The sequence below is a fragment of the Kitasatospora gansuensis genome (genome assembly GCF_014203705.1).
Classification (GTDB): domain Bacteria; phylum Actinomycetota; class Actinomycetes; order Streptomycetales; family Streptomycetaceae; genus Kitasatospora; species Kitasatospora gansuensis.
The window spans coordinates 7,797,462-7,819,921 of the sequence record NZ_JACHJR010000001.1 but is presented as its reverse complement, the minus strand read 5'-3'; the positions used below and the strand labels follow the sequence as shown (position 1 = coordinate 7,819,921).

The 22,460-nt window shown below is 71.1% G+C and carries 18 protein-coding genes; 8 read left to right on the top strand and 10 right to left on the bottom strand.

The genetic code is table 11. From position 1 onward, the window contains the following. The first annotated feature begins 13 nt into the window (after positions 1 to 13). The 3 genes from F4556_RS35175 to F4556_RS35165 all read left to right on the top strand — a co-directional run bounded on the left by F4556_RS35175 (position 14) and on the right by F4556_RS35165 (position 3,232). Positions 14 to 838: a p-hydroxycinnamoyl CoA hydratase/lyase gene (locus F4556_RS35175; RefSeq protein WP_184923464.1), complete on the top strand. Its 825-nt coding sequence runs from the start codon at positions 14 to 16 to the stop codon at positions 836 to 838. Further along, a complete protein-coding gene (locus tag F4556_RS35170) occupies positions 835 to 2,385 on the top strand; it encodes an AMP-binding protein (protein WP_184923462.1) in 1,551 nt (516 codons plus the stop codon). The genes F4556_RS35175 and F4556_RS35170 overlap by 4 nt, the downstream gene beginning before the upstream one ends. 100 nt (positions 2,386 to 2,485) lie before the next feature. Further along, positions 2,486 to 3,232 carry an SDR family NAD(P)-dependent oxidoreductase gene (locus tag F4556_RS35165; RefSeq protein WP_184923460.1) on the top strand — a complete coding sequence of 249 codons (747 nt, stop codon included), beginning with the start codon at positions 2,486 to 2,488 and terminating at the stop codon, positions 3,230 to 3,232. A 67-nt stretch (positions 3,233 to 3,299) separates the two neighbouring features. Here the strand turns inward: F4556_RS35165 and F4556_RS35160 are convergent, their stop codons facing one another. The 6 genes from F4556_RS35160 to F4556_RS35135 form a co-directional block, all read right to left on the bottom strand. Beyond that, positions 3,300 to 3,833 (bottom strand): carboxymuconolactone decarboxylase family protein, encoded by a 534-nt coding sequence (locus F4556_RS35160; protein WP_184923458.1) that lies wholly within the window; start codon positions 3,831 to 3,833, stop codon positions 3,300 to 3,302. 140 nt (positions 3,834 to 3,973) lie between these two features. Beyond that, positions 3,974 to 4,753 (bottom strand): helix-turn-helix transcriptional regulator, encoded by a 780-nt coding sequence (locus F4556_RS35155; protein ID WP_184923456.1) that lies wholly within the window; start codon positions 4,751 to 4,753, stop codon positions 3,974 to 3,976. A 70-nt stretch (positions 4,754 to 4,823) separates the two neighbouring features. Then, positions 4,824 to 5,894 (bottom strand): carboxymuconolactone decarboxylase family protein, encoded by a 1,071-nt coding sequence (locus F4556_RS35150; RefSeq protein ID WP_313069065.1) that lies wholly within the window; start codon positions 5,892 to 5,894, stop codon positions 4,824 to 4,826. A 35-nt stretch (positions 5,895 to 5,929) separates the two neighbouring features. Beyond that, the gene (locus tag F4556_RS35145) at positions 5,930 to 6,718 is read right to left on the bottom strand and encodes an SAM-dependent methyltransferase (RefSeq protein ID WP_184923454.1); all 789 of its coding nucleotides are present in this window, start codon (positions 6,716 to 6,718) and stop codon (positions 5,930 to 5,932) included. A gap of 57 nt (positions 6,719 to 6,775) precedes the next feature. Then, positions 6,776 to 7,651 (bottom strand): SDR family NAD(P)-dependent oxidoreductase, encoded by an 876-nt coding sequence (locus F4556_RS35140; protein ID WP_184923452.1) that lies wholly within the window; start codon positions 7,649 to 7,651, stop codon positions 6,776 to 6,778. Beyond that, the gene (locus F4556_RS35135; RefSeq protein WP_184923450.1) at positions 7,651 to 8,268 is read right to left on the bottom strand and encodes a carboxymuconolactone decarboxylase family protein; all 618 of its coding nucleotides are present in this window, start codon (positions 8,266 to 8,268) and stop codon (positions 7,651 to 7,653) included. The genes F4556_RS35140 and F4556_RS35135 overlap by 1 nt, the downstream gene beginning before the upstream one ends. A 219-nt stretch (positions 8,269 to 8,487) precedes the next feature. Here F4556_RS35135 and F4556_RS35130 point away from each other — a divergent pair, with 219 nt between their 5' ends. Further along, positions 8,488 to 9,474 carry a sigma-70 family RNA polymerase sigma factor gene (locus F4556_RS35130; RefSeq protein WP_246511181.1) on the top strand — a complete coding sequence of 329 codons (987 nt, stop codon included), beginning with the start codon at positions 8,488 to 8,490 and terminating at the stop codon, positions 9,472 to 9,474. Between the two features lie 18 nt (positions 9,475 to 9,492). On the opposite strand, the gene F4556_RS35125 is transcribed toward F4556_RS35130, so the two are convergent. The 4 genes from F4556_RS35125 to F4556_RS35110 form a co-directional block, all read right to left on the bottom strand. After that, positions 9,493 to 10,242, bottom strand: coding sequence for an SDR family oxidoreductase (locus tag F4556_RS35125; RefSeq protein WP_184923446.1), 750 nt, complete (start codon positions 10,240 to 10,242; stop codon positions 9,493 to 9,495). Between the two features lie 151 nt (positions 10,243 to 10,393). Then, on the bottom strand, positions 10,394 to 10,573 hold the full coding sequence (locus F4556_RS35120; RefSeq protein WP_184923444.1) for a hypothetical protein: 180 nt from the start codon (positions 10,571 to 10,573) through the stop codon (positions 10,394 to 10,396). After that, entirely contained in the window at positions 10,573 to 11,280 is a 708-nt protein-coding gene (locus F4556_RS35115) for a DUF899 domain-containing protein (protein ID WP_246511180.1), read from the bottom strand. Before F4556_RS35115 ends, F4556_RS35120 begins: the two co-directional genes overlap by 1 nt. Positions 11,281 to 11,319: 39 nt before the next feature. Further along, the gene (locus F4556_RS35110; protein ID WP_184923442.1) at positions 11,320 to 12,867 is read right to left on the bottom strand and encodes a GMC family oxidoreductase; all 1,548 of its coding nucleotides are present in this window, start codon (positions 12,865 to 12,867) and stop codon (positions 11,320 to 11,322) included. 315 nt (positions 12,868 to 13,182) lie between these two features. Here F4556_RS35110 and F4556_RS35105 point away from each other — a divergent pair, with 315 nt between their 5' ends. Genes F4556_RS35105 through F4556_RS35090 form a run of 4 tightly spaced genes read left to right on the top strand, consistent with a single transcriptional unit; the run spans position 13,183 to position 22,458 of the window. Then, complete coding sequence (locus F4556_RS35105) at positions 13,183 to 15,108, top strand: CRTAC1 family protein (protein ID WP_313069062.1); 1,926 nt, start codon at positions 13,183 to 13,185, stop codon at positions 15,106 to 15,108. Further along, positions 15,105 to 16,097 carry an enediyne biosynthesis protein gene (locus F4556_RS35100; RefSeq protein ID WP_184923438.1) on the top strand — a complete coding sequence of 331 codons (993 nt, stop codon included), beginning with the start codon at positions 15,105 to 15,107 and terminating at the stop codon, positions 16,095 to 16,097. Before F4556_RS35105 ends, F4556_RS35100 begins: the two co-directional genes overlap by 4 nt. Next, complete coding sequence (locus tag F4556_RS35095) at positions 16,094 to 21,970, top strand: type I polyketide synthase (RefSeq protein WP_184923436.1); 5,877 nt, start codon at positions 16,094 to 16,096, stop codon at positions 21,968 to 21,970. Before F4556_RS35100 ends, F4556_RS35095 begins: the two co-directional genes overlap by 4 nt. Before the next feature lie 2 nt (positions 21,971 to 21,972). Then, the gene (locus F4556_RS35090; RefSeq protein WP_184923434.1) at positions 21,973 to 22,458 is read left to right on the top strand and encodes an acyl-CoA thioesterase; all 486 of its coding nucleotides are present in this window, start codon (positions 21,973 to 21,975) and stop codon (positions 22,456 to 22,458) included. The last annotated feature ends 2 nt before the right edge of the window (positions 22,459 to 22,460 follow it).

The window sequence follows — 22,460 nt, the reverse complement described above, 5'->3', positions numbered from 1 at the left end:
AGAGGGCCAGAACATGATCGAGCTGGACACGATCAACCTGGAGATCGACGGACCCACCGCCACGATTTACCTGAACCGGCCGGACAAGAAGAACGCCATGAACCCCCAGATGCACCAGGACATGAACCAGGCCCTGGACGCGATCGAGGAGGCCGGGGACGTCAAGGTCGTCGTGGTGACCGGCAACGGTGACAGCTTCAGCTCCGGCATGGACCTGGAGGAGTGCTTCCTCAAGCCGTACGAGGACCCCCAGTTGTTCTACCGGACCAACCTGGTGGCGCTGAACTGGTTCAAGCGGCTCAAGGCTTTCCCGGCCGTGACCATCGCCAAGGTGAACGGCTTCTCGTTCGGCGGCGGCGTCCTGGTCACCGGGATCTGCGACCTGGCGATCGCCTCCGAGACCGCGCTGTTCGGTCTCTCCGAGATCAACTTCGGCATCTTCCCGGCCGGCGGCGCCAGTTGGGCCGCCGCGCACAACTTCTCCCGTAAGCAGGCGCTCTACTACATCCTGACCGGCGACACCCTGACCGGAGCGGAGGCGGAGAAGTACGGGCTGGTCAACAAGGCGGTACCGGCTGACCAGTTGGACGCCGCGACCGACAAACTGGTCCGCAAGCTGGTCAAGAAGAACCCGGTCACCCTGGCGCTGGCCAAGCAGGTCTACGAGCACAACCGGACCGTGGACCTGCCGGCCGCGATCGACTACGACCAGGCCAAGCTCTGGGAGCTCTCCCGGCTGACCGGGAACGAGTGGATCAACGTCGCGCTGAAGCAGTTCGAGAAGCGCAGCTACCAGCCCGGCCTGAGCACGTACAGTCGGGCGGAAGTGGCCTCATGATCTTCACCGGCCCGCACCCGCCGGTGCACGTGCCCGAGACCTCGTTCACCTCCTTCATCCTGCAACGGGCCGAGCAGCACGCCGACACGGTGGCGACCGTGGACGTCACGGGCGCGAACGCTTACACCTACGGGGAGCTCGCCGACGCCATCGGGCGCGCCGCCGACGGGCTGCGCGCCCGCGGCTTCCGGACCGGCGACGTGCTGGCCATGCTGGCGCCGAACCTGCCCGACTACCCGATCGCCTTCCACGCGGCGGCGCTGGCGGGCGGCTCCGTGGTGCTGCTCAACCCGCTCGACACGGTGGACGACCTCGCCGCCCACCTGAACGAGGCCGGCGCCCGGCTGCTGGTCATCTCGCCGACCGAGCTGGACAAGGCGCAGCAGCTGCTGCTCGGCACCCCGGTCGAGGAGATCATCGTGCTGGGCAAGGCGGACGGCGCCACGCCCTTCGCCGCGCTGCTGACCGACGGCCCGCCGCCCGAGGTGACGGTGGACCCGGCCGCGGACACCGTGGCCCTGCTGCACTCCAGCGGCAGCACCGGTCACCCCAAGGGGGTGATGCTGACGCACCGGAACATGATCGCCAACGTGCTCCAGACCAGTCTGGTCGCACCGCTCGACGCGGACGAGAAGGTGCTTGCCGTACCGCCCTTCCACCACGCCTTCGGCCTGATCATGGTGATGAACGCCAGCCTGCTCCAGGGCGCCACCCTGGTGACCATGCCGCGCTTCGACCCCGAGACGTACCTGCGGGCGATCGAGGAGCACCGGATCACCCGGCTGTACGTGGTGCCGACGATCGCCGTCCTGCTGGCCAAGAGCCCGCTGGTGGACCGCTACGACCTCTCCTCGGTCCGCGAGATCGTCTCCGGCGGCGCCGCGCTGGACCCGGAGACGGCCAGGCTCTGCCGCGAGCGGCTCGGCTGCCGGATCGGCCAGGGGTACGGCCTCACCGAGGCGCTGGTGTCGTTCATGCAGCTCGACCACTCGGAGGCCCCCGGCTCGGTCGGCCGGAACTCGCCGAACATCGAGTGCAAGATCGTCGACATCGGCACCGGCGAGGAGCTGGGGCGCGACCAGAACGGCGAGATCCTGATCCGGGGCCCGCACGTGATGAAGGGTTACCTGAACGCCGAGGAGGCCACCCGGCAGGTGCTCGAACCGGACGGCTTCCTGCACACCGGCGACCTCGGCTACGTGGACCGGAACGGCGAGCTGTTCATCGTCGACCGGATCAAGGAGCTGATCAAGTACAAGGGCCAGCAGGTCTCCCCGGTCGAGCTGGAGGCGGTCCTGATGACGCATCCGAAGATCGCCGACGCCGCCGTGATCGGGGTGCCGGACGAGGAGGCCAGCGAGATCCCGAAGGGCTTCGTGGTCACCCGGGAGCCGGCCACGCCCGAGGAGATCATGGCCTTCGTCGCCGACCGGGTCGCCCCGTACAAGAAGATCCGTCAGGTCGAGTTCATCGAACAGATCCCCCGCACACCGGTCGGCAAGATCCAGCGCCGGGCCCTCAAAGAGTGGGGCTGCACCACCCGGTAGCCCCTCGGGCCCCGACCCCCTGTGCGGGTCGGGGCCCGAGGTGCGGACTTCTCTGACGTACCGTCATGACCGAGCAGATTCCCACCACTTGGAGGACCTCATGAGCGACCTGTCCGGCCGGACCACCATCGTCGTCGGTGCCAGCCGCGGTCTGGGGCACGGGATCGCCACCGCCTTCGCCGAGGCCGGCGCCCCGGTGGTCGCGGTGTCCCGTACCGCGACCGTCTTCCCCGAGCCGGCCAACGGCGCGGGCGGCATCCAGGCGGAGACCGCCGACGCCGGTGACCCCACGGTGGTCGCCGATCTGATCGACCGCCACCAGCCGCAGACCGTCGTCCTGGTGGCCGGCGCCACCCCGCACATGCGGCCGCTGCAGCAGCAGACCTGGGAGACCTTCTCGGCCAACTGGGAGAGCGACGTACGGATCTCGTTCCACTGGCTGCGCGAGGCACTGCTCACCCCGCTCCGGCCCGGCAGCCGGGTGGTGGTGTTCAGCAGCGGGGCCGCACTGGCCGGCTCGCCGCTCAGCGGCGGCTACGCGGGCGCCAAGGCCACCCAGCGCTTCATCACGGCCTACGCCCAGGACGAGGCGGACCGGGCGGGGCTGGACATCAGCTTCACCACGGTGCTCCCCCGGATCACCCCGCTGACCGGCCTCGGCCAGGCGGCGGCCCGGGCGTACGCGGCCCGCGACAACCGCTCCGAGGAGGAGTACGTCCAGCAGCTGGGCCCGCTGCTCTCCCCGGAGCAGGCCGGTGCCGCGGTGATCGAGCTGGTGCAGGCGGACGCCGCCACGGTGGCCCCCGGCTACCTGCTGACCGGCGCCGGGCTGAAGAAGCTCGGCTGACGGATCGTCGACACGGCTGAGGCCCGTACCCGGTCGGGTACGGGCCTCAGCCGTGGCAGCGGCGCGGTCAGCCGAGGTAGCCCTTGGCCACCAGGGCCTCGCCCATCTCGTCGTACAGCGCCGGGTCCTCGGGCGTGATCGCGCCCAGGCCGTCGACGTAGCGGTTGTACATGCAGAAGGCCGCCGCGATCAGCACCGTGTCGTGGATGCTCTCGTCGTCGGCGCCGGCCGCCCTGGCCCGCTCGATGTCGGCCGGGGTGACCGCCAGGCCGCCGGTCTGCACCTGGCCGGCCAGCATCAGCAGGGCGCGCAGCCGCTCGTCGACCGGCGCGGTGGTCACGTCCTGCCGGACCGCCTCCACCAGTGCGAAGTCGCCGCCGAGGGCGTGCGCGGCCGCGGCGCCGTGCGCGCCGGTGCAGAACCTGGTCCCGTTCCGGGCGGAGACGTAGGCGGCGATCAGCTCGCGCTCGCCCACGCTCAGCGGGGACTCGCCCCGCAGCAACTGCTCCGCCAACTCGCTGAGCCGGCGGCCGGACGCGGGCTTGGTCTCCATCAGGCCCCGGATGCCCGGGATCGGGGCCGGCAACGCGATGTGTGGCATGAGGATCAGCCTCCGTGTCACGTGGTGGACCCGGACGCCTCCGCCCGGGCCATAACATCGTTATACATTACCTGACCTCACTGCCCGTCAGCTGCCACGTGCCGTCAAGATACGCCAACTATCCTATAAAGTAGGCCAGTTCAGCCCCGAGTGAGACCGATCGCCCCGGCCGCCAGCTCCGGCTGCGGCAGCTGCCAGCAGTCGAGCTCGGGCAGCGCCAGCAGGATCGGCAGGTCGAACGGGCAGAACTCGCGGGTCTCCAGATCGACCTCGATCGGGTGGTCCGCCCGCACCGTCAGCGGCCGGCTGGAGCCGATGAACAGCGGGCTGCGCTTCCACGGCTGCGGCTCGACGTCGTACACCGAGACCACCGCCGCCCGCAGGTGCCACACGCCCTCCTGGATCCCGGACAGCACGAACTCGCCCGGGCCCTCGAGGATGTCGCAGGCCACCGGCTCGCCCTGCACGATCGGATCGGTGAACGCCGCGACGTAGATGCGGGTCGGTAAGCCGACCTCGGGCGAGCCCACCGAGCCACGCACCTCGCAGGTCCGCCGGGCCGCCGCCGACCGGAACGCCCGGGGGGCGACCGGCATCCCGGTCCTGGCCAGCGTCCGGTACCGCCCCGGGGAGAGCCCGACGCTGCGGGTGAACCGGCTGGTGAAGGTGCCGAGGCTGTTGTAACCCACCTGGTAGGAGATGTCGGTGACGCTCAGTTCGGTCCTGAGCAACAGGTGCTTCGCCTTCAGCAGCCGAATCGCGGACAGGAACCGCCCCGGTGACGTCCCCGTGAGGGTCCGGAACACCCGGGAGAAATAGAACTTGCTCAGAATGGCGGTGTCCGCGATGTCGTCCAACGAGAGTGGTTCCTCGTAGCGGTCCCACATCGTCGCGATCGCACGCTCGACTGCGGCTTGCAAGACATCTCTCCTTCGGTACGGGTCCGGGGGAATCCGAATCGAACTGGATGGTGCCGGGCGGCAGTTCAGGTCACTCGGGCTGGTACATCCAGGCACCCACCGCACGGGCGGCGGTCAGGCTCGCCCAGGCCGTGATGCCGATCAGCGCTTCGTCGTCGGCACCCGCCGCGCGGGCGGCGTCGACCACCGTCTCGTCCACCGTGTAGGCGGCGAGCGCGGTCAGCAGGGCCAGCCGGGCGGCCGGGCGCTCCTCGGCGGGGCGGGTCTCCACCGCCGCGTCGGCCCAGCCCCGGCCGAGGCCGGGCGGGCGCCCGTCCCAGGCGTCCACGGTGTCCAGCACCAACTCCCGTACGCCGTCCGGCAGCGCGGCCCGTCCTGCCAGCTCCACGGCGGCCGCGGCTCGGGCGAAGGCTGCCGCGATCTGCGGGTTGGACGCCGCCCAGGCCAGGTCCGCGGGCAGCGCCGCGGCCGGCAGCAGGCCCAGTGTGCCGCCTGCCTTCGGCTCGGCCCGGGCCGCCGAACGGAGCAGCCAGGTGAGCACCTTCATGACCGGCCGCAGCGAGCTCTCCGGTGCGCCGGGCGGCAGCGGCATGGCGCCCAGGAAGACGTTCACCATGCGGTTCAGGTAGTGCATGATCACCACCGATCCGAGCAGCTCCGGCACCTGCTCGGCGGCGAACGGGAACCTGGTCTTCGCGGCGGTGTCGCGGACGGCACCGTCCCGGACCCAGTCGGCCACCGCGCGGACCGCCGGGTCGGCGACCTGGTCGAGCCGGCCCTCCCGGATCGCCGCACTGTCCTTCCCGGGCGCCAGGCTGTGCAGCATGGCGCTGTGCATCCGGATGCAGAACGGGCACTCGTTGGCGACCGAGACCGCCGCGGCCACCGCCTCCTTGGTGGTCCGCGCCGCCACCCCGGCCACCAGCATGGGCTCCCTGAGCATCAGCCAGCTCGCCGCAAGCGGGCCGAACGCGGGCGAGTGCAGCGCGATGGGCGGGGCCAACACGCCGAAGTCCCGCTCCAGTTCGCGGTACACCTGGGCCACGCCGTCGCGGGCCGCATCGAACCCGACCGGCTTGACGTGGCGTACCTGGAGCAGCGAGAGCCCCCGCAACGAGGACTGGACCATCCTTCTGTGCACGGTGGCTCCTCAATCCGTCGGTCTGCGCTTCGGTTTCACGGTTTGCGGGCGACCGCGCACCACATGGCCGGTGACCCGGTCGGGGCGGCCGATGACTCGGGGCGCCACTCGGTGGACAGCACCATGCCCGGGTCCTCCAGTTCGAGGCTCCGGTCCAGCAGGGCCATCGCCTCCGCCCGGTTCCGGCGGACGATCTGACCGCTCCAGTCCGGCACGATCCGTTCCATCGCGGCGTCCATCAGGTGGTCCCGTTCGTGGGTGGCCAGGTGTCCGAAGGCCACCCAGCTGCCCGAGGGGACCGCGTCCACCAGCAACTGCACCAGCCCGGCCGGGTCGTCCGCGCCGGGCACGAAGTGCAGTCCGCCGAAGAGCACCAGCCCGATCGGGCGTGACAGGTCCAGTACCCCGGCAGCGTCCCGGAGAATCCGATCCGGGTCGCCCAACTCGCCGTGCACATAAGCGGTTGGGCTTCTCGGCTGCTGCCGGAGCAGGTGCCGGGCGTGCGCCACCACGCCCGGGTCCCGGCTGACGTAGACCACCCGGGTGGCCGGAGCCATCCGCTGGGCGACCTGGTGGGTGTTGCGCATGGTGGGGAGGCCGGCCCCGATGTGCAGCAGCTGCCCCAGGCCCGCCTCGCCGACCAGATGGGCCACCATCCGGCCCAACGTGGCCCGGGCGGACCGCAGTTCGGCCCGCAGGTCGCCGGTCGGCCAGGCCGCGCAGGCCCGGTCGGCGGCTTCCCGGTCGGCGGGGCCGTGCGCCTCGCCGCCCAGCAGGTAGTCCATGGCCCGGGCCAGACCGGGGGTTTCGAACTCTTCGGTCACGCCATTCCTTCGGGGAGTCTCAGATCGGGACATGGTCTCGGGAAATGAGCTTTTCTCTCAGGGGATCGGGAAGAAAGCGCGCACGAACTTCTCGAACATGCGATCGCCGATTGTCCAGCGCATCCGGGGCAGCAATCGAGAGGGCACCCCGATCCGGTACCGGATCTTCGGGTTGGCACTGCTCACCGCCTGCTCGATGACCTTCGCGACGGTCTCGGCCCGAACGGCCATTCGACCGCGACCGGTCGGCTTGTCAGTCTCCCGGTACGCGCCGTGCCAGTCGACGAAGTACTCCCAGAACTCGTCGTAAAGGCCGTCGCGTTCCTGTCCGGACATCCCGAGGTCCGCGACCGACATCGGCACGAATCCACCGAGCACCGGCGAGGGCTCGATCAGCACCACCTTGATGCCGAACCGCGAGACCTCGTGCCGGAGCGAGTCGCCGATCGCCTCCAGCGCGTGTTTGGTGGCCTGGTAGTAACCCCGGCCCGGGGTGGCGAACTGACCGAAGATCGAGGACATCATGACCACCCGGCCGGTGCCCTGGGCGCGCATCCCGGGCAGCACCAGCTGGGTCAGCCGGGACAGCCCGAAGACATTGGTCTCGAACTGCCGGCGCACCTCCTCCACCGGCGTCTCACCGATCGTGCCGTTCAGGCTGTAGGCCGCGTTGTTGATCAGCGTGCCCACCGCGCCGTGCTCGGCGGTGATCTTGTCGACGGCCTCGACCATGGACTGTTCGTCCGTCACGTCGAGGTACAGCACCTGGATCCCCTCGGCGGCCAGCGGCGCCAGCGCCTCCAGGTTGCGCCCGGTCGCGTACACCGGCCAGCCCGCCCGGTGCAGCCGGAGCGCGGCGGCCTGGCCGGTGCCGGAGGACATCCCGGTACCGGAGGAGGCGCCGGTCAGCAGCACCGCCCGGGACGCGGCCATCAGCCGGCCGTCCCGTCCGCGCCGGAGTCGGACTGGCTGGCGACCCGGCTGCGGGTCATCGAGCTGCCCAGACCGTAGCCGTCCACCAGGCGGTTGATGAAGGCGAACAGCCCGGCGGTGAAGACCGCTTCCAGCATCTCGTCGTTGTTCCAGCCCGCCGCCGCGACCCGGTCCCACTCCTCGTCGGTGATCCGGTACGCACCGGTGCAGACCTGGGTGACCAGCTCCATCAGCGCCAGGTGCTTCTCGTCCAGCGGGAGTTCGCCCGGCTTGTCGGCGGTGGCGATCGCGTGGGTGAGTTCCTCGCTGCCGCCGAACTGCGAGAGGAACCAGTTGTGGGTTCCCACGCAGTACGGGCAGCCGTTCACCTTCGAACTCCAGGCCGAGATCATCTCTCGGGTGGCCCGGGGCAGCACTCCGTCGCTGAATACCCCGGTGTAGCCGGTGATGAGAACCTCCATCAGATCCGGCCGGGTGGAGACCAGCCGAAACATATCGGGCACGAATGGAAGGCCCGTCCTGCTCTTGATCAGGTCGTAGAGTTCCGCGGTCCTTCCGGTCGCATCGGCCTCGTCGATCAGCGGAACGCGCGCCGCCGGAACCTGCTGTTCGGTCATGGAAGTGACTCCTTCGCCATGGACGGACATTCCCGAGCAACCCGATGCTGCCAGGGCCACGCAGGGCCGCTGTCTCCTAAATTGCTCTCTTCGAGCGGACCGAACGCCCGTCAAAACCCATCCGCCCACCGCGATTTGACCGGCCCCAAGAGTGGGCATATGCCAGTGGGGTGGCGAAACCGGCATACCGCGGCCCCGCTCTCAAGTATGTTGAACGGCATGATCGTTGAGGACTTCGAGCAGATCTCCGACCAGTACCGGACGGAACTGCTGGCGCACTGCTACCGGATGGTCGGCTCGATCCACGACGCCGAGGATCTGGTGCAGGAGACCTATCTGCGGGCCTGGCGCTCGTACCACGCGTTCGAGGGCCGGTCCTCGCTGCGCACCTGGCTCTACCGGATCGCCACCAACACCTGCCTGACCGCGCTGGAGCGCCGCGACCGCCGGCAGCTGCCGTCCGGCCTCGCGGGCCCGAACGAACGGCCGCGGACCCCGCTGGCTCCCGCGCTGCCGGAGTTCCCCTGGCTGCAGCCCGCGCCCGACGCGCTGCGGGGCGCGCCGCCCGCCGACCCGGCCGCCATCGTCGCCGCCCGGGGCAGCCTCCGGCTCGCGCTGATCGCCGCGCTCCAGTGTCTGCCGCCCCGTCAGCGGGCCGTGCTGATCCTGCGCGACGTGCTCGCGATGCCCGCCGGGGAGGTCGCCGACCTGCTCGGCACCAGCGTCCCCGCGGTCAAGAGCGCGCTCCAGCGGGCCCGGGGCCAGCTGGAGCGGCTCGCGCCCGCCGAGGACGAGGTCACCGACGCCGTGGCCCCGGACCAGCGCGAGCTGCTGGACGGCTATCTGCACGCGTTCGAGAACGCCGACATCAAGGCCCTGCTGGCGTTGCTGACCGACGACGCGGTGGCCGAGATGCCGCCGTACCCGACCTGGTTCCGCGGCCGGGAGACGGTGGCCCGGTTCTTCGCGAGTCAGGTGCTCACCACCCCCGGTCAGTACCGGCTGACGCCCACCCGGGCCAACGGCCAGCCCGCCTTCGGCCTCTACCGGCTCGGCCCGGACGGCCGCCACCACGCCCACTCGGTCACCGTGCTCACCCTGGCCGGGAACCGGATCGCGCGGATCTCCGGTTTCCTGGACCCGACGCTGTTCCGGCCCTTCGGGCTGGAGCCCGTCCATGACCCGCAGGAGGCCGCCGTCCACTGACAACTCCCGCGCCCGGACTCAGAGTTGCTTCAGCCCCTGCGGCCCGAGCAGGTACCCGGGGTGCCGCAGACCGTCATCGGCCGCCAGCTCCAGCAGGGTCGCGCCCACCGACTCCGGGCTCAGGGTCGGCCCGAACGCGTCCAGGAAGGTCGGCACGTCCACCCCCTGCCGGTCGGCGTACGCCCGCACCGCGCCCGCCCCGAGGCCGGTCTCCGGCGTCAGCCTGGGCAGCACCGAGACGAACCGGATGCCCAGCGCCTGCCGGGCCGACTCCTCCGCCGCGTACGCGGAGATGTACCGGACCGTCGCCTTGGCGCCCGCGTAACCGCCGCTCAGCGGCGAGCCGTTGACCACGGCGCCGCTGGAGAGCGAGATCACCGTACTGCCGCTCTCCAGCGGCAGCAGCAGCGCCGCCCGCACCCAGCGGAAGGTCTGCTGGACGTCCACCTCCCAGTTCCCCTGGAAGCTGTCCCAGGTCTGCTCCTGGATCGGGGCCATCACCGGGGTCGCGCCGGCGTTCAGCACCAGGGTGCGCGGCCGGTAGGTGTAGATCAGCCGGTCCACCAGCGCCTGGTCGGTGACCCCGGCCACCACCGGCACGAAGCCGTCGCCGAGCTCGGCGCGGAGCTCCTCCAGCGCGGCACCGTCCCTGGACACCCCGACCACCTCGACCCCGGCCTTGACGAGCGCGGTCGCGGTGGCCCGGCCGAACCCCCGGCTGGCGCCGGTCACGATGGCGGTGCTACCGGCCAGCTGCTGGTTGGACATTGACTGCTCCTCGTTCTGCGACGGCGATGCTGTACGGGTACAGACCCCGGCCGGCCGCAGAAGGAATCGCACCGCCGCACAGCGGTTCACCGGACCCGGACATGCCGAAGCCCGGGTGCCGTCCCCACGACACCCGGGCCCCGGCCCGCCGCTACCCCCGCACCCGCTCCACCAGCACGGCGAGCGCCCCGGCCGCCACCATCCCGGCCAGCACCCCCACCCCCGCGCCCGTCGCCTGGTGCGCCCGCCAGCCGATCCCGCCCCCGGCCAGCACCAGCAGCGCGGCGCCGGCCAGGGCCGGTGGCTGGACCAGCCAGAGGTGGCGGGTCATCAGGTGGCGAACTTGTCGGTGCGGTTCCACCAGTTCACCCCGGCGGTCGCGGCGTTCTCGTCGCCGTACTTGTCGTGGTGCCGCCACCAGTCCCACGGCTGCTCCAGCTGGGCCTCCTGCCGGCCGAGCGGGGTCAGGTCGAGGTAGTTGTAGAAGTTCTTGAAGATGTCACCTCCCCGGTCGTAGATCGAGTAGGTGTGGAAGACGTCCGTCCCGTCGGTCATGAAGACGCTCACGCCCGGCAGTTCACCCTGGTCGGTGGTGACGTGGTAGTCCACGTTGAAGTCCGAACCGAAGGAGGAGTACCACGGGATGGTCCAGCCCATCCGGGCCTTGAACGCCTCCAGTTTGGGCAGTTGTCCCCGCGACACCATCACGAACGTGGTGTCGCGGGCGTTGATGTGGGAGAGGTGGCCGACCGAGTCCGCCTGCATCGAGCAGCCGATGCACCCCTCCTCCTGGTCCGGGCCGAACATGAAGTGACGGACGATCAGCTGCCGCCGCCCCTCGAACAGGTCCGGCAGCGAGAGCTCACCCTGCGGGCCGTGGAAGACGTACTCCTTGTCCACCTTGACCATCGGCAGCTCGGGACGGGCGGCGACCACCTCGTCGTGCAGCCGGGTGAGCTGCTTCTCCTTCTCCAGCAGTTCCTTGCGTGCTTGGAGCCACTCCTCGCGGGTGGCGACCCTGGGCATGGGCAGGTCCATCAGCTCGGTCTCCTGACTTGTAGGACAGTTGAACCGGTCTCAGCCGGCGCGTAGCCAGTCGGCGAGTCGCTCGCCGATCATGGTCGAGGTCAGATTGGTGTTGCAGTTGACGATGCTCGGCATCACCGAGGCGTCGGCCAGGTAGAGGCCCTCGGTGCCGTGCACCCGCAGGTACTGGTCGACCACCGCGCCCTCGTCCGAGGCCGACCCCATCCGGGCCGTGCCGACCGGGTGGTAGGCGCTGTCCAGGCTCAGCCGGACGTACTGGCGGACCATGTCGTCGTTGTCGATCAGCTGGTCGTTCAGCACGATGAAGCCGTCGCCCCGGCCGGCGATCCCCGGGTGGCTGACCAGCTCCCAGCAGGTCCGCACCGCGTCGACCAGCTTCTGCAGGTCGCGCTCGGTGGCCAGGAAGTTCAGGTCGATGTCGGGCCCGGCCGCCGGGTCGGTGGAGTTCAGCCGCAGCCGGCCGCGGGACTCCGGCTTCTGGTCCACCACCATGACGCCGAGGATCACGTTGCCACCGGCCAGCATCTGCAGGTCGGGGAACATGGTCAGGTCGAAGTGGTTGACCATGTAGTACTGCAGGTCGTTGAAGTGGGTGGAGCCCTTCGCGGTGGTCCGCACCATGGTCTGCAGGAACGGGTCGGTGCGCTCGATCGCCCCGGGGGCCGGCTTCATGAAGATGCCGGTGCGCGGGTGGTCGATCAGGTTCTCGCCGACACCCGGGCTGTCCAGCAGGACGTCGATGCCGAGCCGCCGCAGGTCCTCGGCCGGGCCGATGCCCGAACGCATCAGGATGGTGGGCGAGTTGACCGCCCCGGCGGACAGGATCACCCGGTGCGCCCGGACCTGCTCGGCCGCCCCGCCCGCGGACACCTCGAGACCCACCGCGCGGGTCCCCTCGAACAGCACCCGGTGCACCAGCACGCCGGCCCGCACGGTCAGGTTGGCCCGGTCGCGGACCTCCGGGGTCAGGTACGCCAGCGAGGCGCTGATCCGGACCTCGGTGTCCCTGCGGTTGGACGGAATCGGGCCGATTCCGGTGGCCGTGGGGTTGTTGTGGTCGGTCACCTCGGGAAAGCCCGCCGCCAGGCTGGCGTCCACGAAGGACTTCTGAACCTCCGTCAGCTCCTCCGGGCGCCAGCGCCGTACCGGTACCGGACCACCCTTCCCGTGAATCTCGTCGCCCCCGAGGTCGAGGTCGTCCTCCAGCTTCCGGTAATACGGCAGGACGTCCGACCAGGACCATTCGGAATTGCCCGCACCGGCCCATTCCTCGAAATTCTCCGGAACGCCCCGCAGGGCGATGGTGGCGCCGACCGAAGATGATCCGCCGGAGACCTTTCCACGGGGAAAGAGGATCCGCCGGCCGTCACTGATCTCCGCCCGGAACTTCCAGTCGTGCGCGCTCAGCGACATCGCGCTGCCGTCCCGGATGTCGTCCGGGAGGGCGCCCACGTCGGCAAAGTCCGGCCCCGCCTCCAGCAGCAGCACCCGGCGCGAGGGGTCCTCACTGAGCCGGGCGGCGATCGCCGCGCCGGCCGAGCCCGATCCGACAACGACGTCGTCATAAACCTCTGTCATGGAACATCCTCGGGGTCGCGGAATCCGATAGGGGAGGTCTTCTCTTCCAGAGCTTCACAGCCGCCCCGTCCTGCTGTCTTCTCCGAACGTGCCCTCCCGCCTACCCGCTCGGGGCGGTGGGCAACATGAGAGAAGCGGGACCGCAAAAGGTGACCCATGCTCAAAAACCAAGCCGCCTACAAAAGGGGTTGACCAGCAAACTCCAGCCGACCATCCATCACATTGTTATTACTGTGCGGATACCTGCACGGAGAGGGGAACGTCTTGTATCGCGAGCGAATTCGTAGACTCATTCCGGGAGTGGTGACGGTGGTGGTGACCGCATCACTGTTCATCGCCGTCCGGAGCTCGGTCGCCGTGGCCGGGGGCGACGAGGTCGCCACGCAGTACAAGTTCCAGGAGATGCCGATCGCCTTCCCGCCCGGGTACGAGTCCCAGAAGATGAACACGGTCCGTACGGTGAACCCCTCGTACGAGAAAATCCGCTCCTGGGTCTCCTCGGTCGGCGCCGGCATCGCCATCAACGACCTCACCGGGCACGGCCTGGCCGACGGCATGTGCATCGTCGACACCAGGACCGACCAGATCGTGGTGACGTACACGCCCACCGCCCGGCCGGCCGACAAGTTCACGCCGTTCGTGCTGAACGCCGCCCCGCTGCCGATGGACGCCGCGATGGCCCCGACCGGCTGCACTCCCGGCGACTTCAACGCCGACGGCCGGATGGACCTGCTGGCCACCTACTGGGGGCGCACCCCGGTCCTCTTCCTGGCGAACTCCGACGCCACCGGTCCCGCCGCGGACAGCTACACGCCGCGCGAGGTGGTGCCCTCGCAGTCGCTGGACGGCAAGTACCACGGCCCGCGCTGGAACACCGACGCGGCCTACGTGGGCGACCTGGACGGCGACGGCCACCCGGACATCGTGATCGGGAACTACTTCCCCGACTCCGACGTGCTGGACCCGCGCGGCCTCAACAACGTGCAGATGAACGACTCGCTCTCCAGCGCCCGCAACGCCGGCGGCGACCACGTGCTGCGCTGGGTCAAGTCCACCACCGGGACCGATCCTGACGCCTTCTTCGTCGAGGAGCGGACCGCCATCCCGTTCGACGCCGCCACCGGCTGGACGCTGGCCATCGCCGGCGCCGACCTGACCGGCAAGGGCCTGCCGGACCTGTACATCGCCAACGACTTCGGCCACGCGCACCTGCTGTACAACCGCTCCGTGCCGGGTCGGATCGCGTTCACCGAGGCCACCGGCCGCCGGGACGCGACCACGCCCAAGTCCTTCGTCCTGGGCAAGGGTTCGTTCAAGGGCATGGGCGTCGACTTCGCCGACGTCAACCACAACGGCAGCTTCGACATCATGGTCAGCAACATCACCGCCGCCTGGGGCCTGGAGGAGTCCAACTTCCTCTGGATCAACCAGGCGAAGAACAACGACGAGATGAAGGAGAAGCTGGAGCAGGACATCGCGCCGTTCACCCAGGAGGCGCGCGAGCACGGGGTGGCCTGGACCGGTTGGGGCTGGGACACCAAGATGGCCGACTTCCGCAACGACGGCGACCTGGCGATCCTGCAGGCCGACGGCTTCGTGAAGGGCAACATCGACCGGTGGCCGTGGCTGCAGGAGATGGCCATGACCAACGACGACCTGCTCTCCAACCCCCGGATGTGGCCCAACGTCCAGCCCGGGGACGACCTGGCCGGCGACGACGTGCTGGCCTTCTACGCCAAGACCCCGAGCGGCACCTACGCCAACATCAGCAAGGAGCTCGGGCTCGCGGTGCCCACCCCCACCCGCGCCATCGCGACCGGTGACACCACCGGCAGCGGCCTGCTGGACTTCGCGGTCGCCCGCCAGTGGGGCCCGCCCGCGTTCTACGCCAACCAGGCGCCGCGGCCCGGCAATCACCTCGACCTGCGGCTGTACCGGCCGACCGGCACCGAGGGTGCGGGCCAGGGTCTGGTCAACACCGGCAGCCCGGCCTACAACGCCACCGTCAAGGTCACCACGCCCCGGGGCACCCAGATCTCCCAGCTCGACGGCGGCAGCGGCCACGGCGGCTTCCGCAGCTTCGAGGTGCACTTCGGTCTCGCCGACTACCAGGGCCCGGTCGACGTGGAGCTCTGCTGGCGGGACGCCTCCGGTCAACTGCAGATGAAGGACCTGCAGTTGAAGCCCGGAACGCACTCGCTCCAGCTGACCAGTGACGTCCAGGAGGTTCCGAGCCGATGAGTACCGTCGCCCTGCCGACCCCCGCCGCCCCGGCCGCGAAGGACCCGCGCTACCTCGCGCTGCGGAACTTCGCCATCTCGATCTCGATCTTCAACGCCTTCGGCTACACCCTGCTCGGCTTCGAGCAGCCCTGGCTCTGGCCGTTCATCGCGGTGGGCACCGCGTACACCACCGAGCTCTCCTTCGAGGTGCTCAGCGCCTGGGCGCAGAAGCGCACTTCGCGCTTCCGCGGCAACGGGATGCGCGGCCTGTACGAGTTCCTGCTGCCCTCGCACATCACCGCGCTCGCGGTGAACATGCTGCTCTACGCCAACGACCAGATCCTGCCGGTGATCTTCGGCACGGTGGTCGGGGTGGCCGGCAAGCACGCCCTGCAGGCCCCGGTGGCCGGCCGGATGCGGCACTTCATGAACCCGTCCAACTTCGGCATCACCATGAGCCTGGTCTGCTTCGGCTCCTGGGTCAGCATCGCGCCGCCGTACGAGTTCACCGAGAACGCCAACACCTTCTTCCGGGTGGCCATCCCGCTGATCATCGTCACCTCCGGCACCGTGATCAACGCGATGCTGACCAAGAAGGTCGCGCTGATCGTCGGCTGGCTCGGCGGCTTCGTGATCCAGGCCCTGCTGCGGCACTGGATCTGGGACGTGGCGATCTTCAACGCGCTCGGCCCGATGAGCGGCGTCGCGTTCGTGCTGTTCACCAACTACATGATCAGCGACCCGGGCACCACGCCCTCCAAGGCCAAGAACCAGTTCATGTTCGGCTCCTGGGTCGCCATGACCTACGGCGTACTGATGGTGTTCAACGTGGTCTACACGCTCTTCTTCGCGGTCACCGTGGTCTGTGGACTGCGCGGGGCCGGCTGGTGGGTGGCACATCTGATCAAGCGTTACCGGGCCCCGGAGTCCTCCGCCGGCAACGGGCTCGGCGACAGCATCGCCGCCGAGCTGGGCAAGAAGTCCGGCTCCGAGGCGGTGGCCGCATGACCTCCAATCCCGACAACCCTGCCAAGATCGCGGTGGTGGGCATCGCCTGCCGCTACCCCGACGCGGACTCGCCGGGTCAGCTCTGGCAGAACGTGCTCACCGGCCGCCGGGCCTTCCGGAGACTGCCGGACGAACGGATGCGGGCCGAGGACTACTACGACCCCGACCCGTCGGCGCCGGACAAGTTCTACTCGTCCAAGGCCGCGGTGATCGAGGGCTTCGAGTTCGACCGGGTCAAGTACCGGGTGGCCGGCTCCACCTACCGGGCCACCGACATGACGCACTGGCTGGCCCTGGACACCGCCGCGCGGGCCCTGGAGGACGCCGGCTTCCCGCTCGGCGCCGGGCTCGCCGACTCCAACACCGGTGTCATCATCGGCAACACCCTCACCGGCGAGTTCAGCCGGGCCAACCTGATGCGCCTGCGCTGGCCGTACGTGCGCCGCACGGTCGGTGCCGCACTGCGCGAACAGGGCTGGGACGACGCGGCGTTGGCCGGTTTCCTGGCGAGCCTGGAGGAGCGCTACAAGAGCCCCTTCCCGCCGATCGGCGAGGACACCCTGGCCGGTGGTCTGGCCAACACCATCGCCGGCCGGATCTGCAACCACTTCGACTTCAAGGGCGGCGGGTTCACCGTCGACGGTGCCTGCTCCTCCTCGCTGCTCTCGGTCGCCACCGCCTGCGACGCGCTGGTCGACGGGCGCCTGGACGTGGCCGTGGTCGGCGGTGTGGACCTCTCCATCGACCCGTTCGAGGTGATCGGCTTCGCCAAGACCGGCGCGCTGGCCACCGGCGAGATGAAGGTCTACGACAAGGGCTCGAACGGCTTCTGGCCGGGCGAGGGCTGCGGGATGATGGTCCTGATGCGCGATCAGGACGCGCAGGCCGAGCAGCGGTTCAGGTACGCCTCGATCGCCGGCTGGGGCTACTCCTCGGACGGCAAGGGCGGTATCACCCGCCCGGAGGCCAGCGGCCACCGGCTCGCGCTCGACCGCGCCTACGCCACGGCCGGGTTCGGCATCGAGACGGTGTCGTACTTCGAGGGCCACGGCACCGGCACCGCGGTCGGCGACGCCACCGAGCTGCGGGCCTTCTCCGAGGCCCGCCGGGCGGCCGACCCGACCGCCCCGCCCGCCGCGATCAGCACGGTCAAGGGCAACTTCGGGCACACCAAGGCCGCGGCCGGGGTGGCCGGGCTGCTCAAGGCCGTCCTCGCGGTCCGGCACCAGATCATCCCGCCCGCCACCAGCCACCACGACCCGCACCCGGAGCTGACCGGCGAGCGCCCGGCCCTGCGGGTGCCGGACAGCGCGGAGCTCTGGCCGGCCGGCGCGCCGGTCCGGGCCGGGGTCTCCTCGATGGGCTTCGGCGGCATCAACGCGCACGTGGTGGTGGAGCACGCCGACGGCGTCCGGAAGACCGACGTCGGCCGCACCACCCGCCGCCTGGTCGCCTCCCGGCAGGACGTCGAGCTGCTGCTGATCGACGCCGGCAGCATGGCCGAGCTGCGCGGCCGGGTGGCCCAACTGGCCGCCCTCACCCCCCGGTTGTCCTTCGCCGAGCTCGGCGACCTGGCCGCCACCCTGCAGCAGGAGCTGGCCGACCGGCCGATCCGCGCCGCGGTGGTCGCGGCCGGTCCGGAGCAGGCCGAGCAGCGCTTCGGCAAGCTGCTGACCCTGCTGGACTCCGGCGCCCGCTCGGTGCTGGACCCGAACGGCGGTGTGTACCTTGGCAATTCGGCCCTCACCCCGCGGATCGGTTTCCTCTTCCCCGGCCAGGGCGCCGGGCGGCGCGGCGACGGCGGCGCGGTGCGGCGCCGGTTCGCCTCGGTGGACGAGCTCTACCGGACGCACGTCCAGCCCACCGACGGCGACCTGGTCGCCACCGCGGTGGCCCAGCCGAGGATCGTCACCGCCTCGGTGGCGGGGCTGCGGGTGCTCTCCGCGCTCGGCATCGGCGCCGTCGGCGCGGCCGGTCACAGCCTCGGTGAGGTCACCGCGCTGCACTGGGCCGGGGCGATGGACGAGACCACGCTGCTGCGGGTCGCCGCCGCGCGCGGCCGGATCATGGCGGACGCCAGTGACGGCAACGGGACGATGGCGGGCATCGCGGCCGAGGCCGCGCTGGTCGAACCGCTGCTGGCGGGCGAGCCGGTGGTGATCGCCGGGTACAACAGCCCGGCGCAGACCGTGGTTTCGGGCCCGGTGGACGCGGTCGAGCGGGTCTGCGCCAAGGCTGCGGCCGCCGGTCTGGGCACTGCCAGGATCAACGTCTCGCACGCCTTCCACTCGGCGGCGGTGGCCCCGGCGGCCGAGGGCCTGCGGGCGCACCTGGCGACCGAGACCTTCGCGCCGCTGACCGAGCGGATGTTCTCCACCGTCACCGCGGCCGAACTCCCGGCCGACGTGGACGTGGTGGAGCTGCTGACCCGTCAGGTGCTGGACCCGGTCCGGTTCGACGAGGCGGTCCGCGAGCTGGCGGCCGAGGTCGACCTGCTGGTCGAGGTCGGTCCAGGACGGGTGCTGCGCGGCCTGGCGGCCGAGATCGCCCCGACCGTGCCGGCCGTGTCGCTGGAGTCCGACAGCGCCTCGCTGGCCGGGCTGTTCGCGGCCGTGGCGGCGGCGTTCACGCTCGGCGCGCCGGTCCGGCACGCGGAGCTGTTCCGCGACCGGTTCACCCGGCCGCTGCCGCTGGACAAGGAGTTCAGCTTCTTCGCCAGCCCCACCGAGCTTTCCGCCGAGGGCGAGTTCGTGCTCGCGGCCGTCCCGGCGGAGCGGCCCGTGGTGGCTCCCGTGGCCGTCACCCCGGCGACGCCGGTCGCGGCTGCCGCCGCGGGTGCCGAGCCGGCCGGGAACAGCCTGGAGGTGCTGCTGCGGCTGGCCGCCGACCGGGCCGAGCTGCCGCTCGCGGCGGTCGGCCCGGACATGAACCCGCTGGACGAGCTGCACCTGAGCTCGATCACGGTGGGTCAGATCATGAACCAGGCGGCCCAGGAGCTCGGGTTCACCGCTCCGCTGGTCACCTCCGCCTTCGCCACCTCCACGCTGGCCGAACTGGCCGCGCTGCTGGACGAGTTGGCGGAGACCGGCGGGGACGGCGACGAGCTGGGCCGGATCGCCCCGGGCGTCGCGCCCTGGGTCCGGGCGTTCGAGGTCGAGCTGGTCCCGACCCCGTCACCCGCCTCCGCGTGCCCCGACACCGACGGCAGCTGGCAGCTCTTCGCCTCCGACCGGCACCCGCTCGCGGACGCGCTGCACCAGGCGCTGAGCGCGGCCGGTCTCGGCGGCGGCGTGCTGCTCTGCCTGCCGAGGGACTGCGGGGCCGACCACGCGGCGCTGATGCTGGCCGCCGCCCGCGCGGCGCTCACCGAGGCGGGCGCCGGCACCGGCCGGTTCGTCGCGGTCGGCGACCGGCGCGGCGCCGCCGGGCTGACCAAGACGCTGCACCTGGAGGCCCCCGGGATCACCACAACCCTGGTCACCCTGCCGCTGCCTGACGACCTGTCGGCGGACCGGGCGGCCGAGTTCGCCGCGCTGATCACGGCCGACGTGGCCGGCACGGTGGGCTTCGCCGAGGTGAGCTACAGCCCCGACGGCGTCCGCCGGGTGCCGGTGCTCCGGCCCCGTCCGACCGCCGACCCGGTGGCCGCCCGCCCGGCTCTGGACGGCGCGGACGTGCTGCTGGTCACCGGCGGCGGCAAGGGCATCACCGCCGAGTGCGCGCTCGAACTGGCCCTGGAGACCGGAGCCGCGATCGGCCTGCTGGGCCGCTCGGACCCGGCCCAGGACCCGGAGTTGGCCGCGAACCTGGCCCGGATGACCGCGGCGGGCGTGACCTTCCACTACGCCCGGGCCGACGTCACCTCGGCCGACCAGGTCAAGGACGCGGTGGAGGAGATCCGGACCGCGCTCGGCCCGGTCAGCGCCGTCCTGCACGGCGCGGGCCGCAACGAGCCGCACGCGCTGGCCAACCTGGACGAGTCCTCGTTCCGGCGCACCCTGGCCACGAAGATCACCGGCCTGGAGACCGTGCTGGCCGCCGTGGACCCCTCGGCGCTCCGGCTGCTCGTCACCTTCGGCTCGATCATCGGCCGGGCCGGTCTGCGCGGCGAGGCGGACTACGCCACCGCCAACGACTGGCTGACCGACCTGACCCTGCAAGTCCAGCAGGAGAACCCCGACTGCCGCTGCCTGGCGCTGGAGTGGTCGGTCTGGTCCGGGGCCGGGATGGGCGAGCGGCTCGGCGTACTGGAGTCGCTGATCCGCGAAGGCATCGAGCCGATCCCGACCGAGCAGGGGGTGGCCCTGCTCAAGCAGCTGGTGGCCGACCCCTCGGCGCCGACGGCGCTGGTCGTGATGGGCCGGGCCGGCGGGCTGCCGACCCTGGACGTGGGCCGGGGCGAACTGCCGCTGCTGCGCTTCCTGGAGCGGCCGCAGGCGTACTACCCGGGCATCGAACTGGTCGCCGACGCGGACCTGTCCGCCGCCGGTGACCCCTACCTGGCCGACCACCTGCTCGACGGGGACCTGCTCTACCCCGCCGTGCTGGGCATGGAGGCGATGGCGCAGGCCGCCGCGGCGGTCACCGGGCAGCCCGGCGCGCCCACCTTGGAGGACATGGAGTTCCTCCGGCCGATCGTCGTCCCGGTCACGGGCACCGTCACCGTCCGGGTCGCGGTGCTCGCCAAGGACGCCGACACCGTGCAGGCGGTGATCCGCAGCAGCGAGACCGGCTTCCAGGCGGACCACTTCCGGGCCACCCTGCGGTACGGCCTGCCGGCCCCGGTGGACGGCGCGCCCCGACCGGTGGCCGAGGACGCCCCGCGGGTCCCGCTGGATCCGGCCCGGGATCTCTACGGCCCGGTGCTCTTCCAGGGCGGACGCTTCCAACGTCTGCTCGGCTACCGGGAGTTGGCAGCCAAGGGCTGCGTCGCGGAGATCTCCAACGCCGGTGCGGCCGGCTGGTTCGCCGGCTACCTGCCGCACGAGCTGGTGCTCGCCGACCCCGGCACCCGGGACGCGATGATGCACTCGATCCAGTGCTGCGTGCCGGACGCCACCCTGCTCCCGGTCAGTGTCGAGCGGCTGCACCTGGCCGACCCGGCGACCGTCCGGGGCGAGAAGCAGGTCACCCTGCACGCCGTCGAGCGCTCCAAGGTCGGCGACACCTACCTGTACGACCTCGACGTGCGCGACCAGGACGGTGTGCTGGTCGAGCGCTGGGAGGGGCTGAAGCTGCAGGCCGTGCGCAAGCTGGACGGCACCGGGCCGTGGCAGCCCGCGCTGCTCGGCGGCTACCTGGAGCGGCGGGCCGAGCTGATGCTGGGCTCCCCCGTACGCGGCATCGTGCTGCCCGACGGCGAACTGGCCGTGCGGGGCGTGGCGATGCGCCGGGAGCGGACCGCCAAGGCGGTCGGCTGGGCCCTCGGCCGGGAGACGGCGGTGCGCTACCGCCCGGACGGCCGGCCGGAGATCGACGGCGGCCTGCGGGTCAGCTCCTCGCACGGCGGCGGGGTCACCTTCGCGGTGCTCGGCGACCGGCCGGTGGGCTGCGACGTGGAGCCGGTGGCGGACCGCGCCCCGGCCGACTGGGCCGCGTTGCTCGGCCCGGACGGGTTCACCCTGGCGGAGCTGGTGGCCGGCGAGCTCGGCGAGCCGCTGTCCCAGGCGGCGGCCCGGGTCTGGGGCGCCACCGAGTGCCTGCGCAAGACCGGCCGGGCCCAGGTCGCGCTGACCCTGGCCGAGGTGCCGGACACCCCGGACCGCTGGGTGGTGCTGCGCTCCGGCGCCGCCCTGGTGGCGACCTTCCCGACCGCCCTGCACGGCGTCGACCTGCCGGTGATGTTCGCCCTGTCGACGGAAACCGAGGTGTGACCATGCAGCCGTTCTACGAGTACCGTCACCTGGTCGGCTTCGAGGAGACCAACCTGGTGGGGAACGTCTACTACGTCAACTACCTGCGCTGGCAGGGCCGTTGCCGGGAGATGTTCCTGCGGGAGATGGCCCCGGAGGTGCTGGAGGACATCCGCGCCGACCTGAAGCTGTTCACCCTCAAGGTGGACTGCGAGTTCGTGGCCGAGATCACCGCCTTCGACGAGCTGTCGATCCGGATGCGGCTGGAGGACCTGACCCAGACTCAGGTCGGCTTCACCTTCGACTACGTCAAACTCCCCGAGGAGGGCGGCGAGTTGCTGGTCGCCCGGGGGCGGCAGCGGGTGGCGTGCATGCGCGGCCCGAACAACGACACCCGGCCGACCCGGGTGCCGGAGGCGCTGCGCAAGGCACTCGAACCGTACGCGGTCGCGCCGAGCGGCTCCGCCGGACGGGCCGCCCGGTCCGTCCTCGTCCCGAGCGAGGGGTAGCC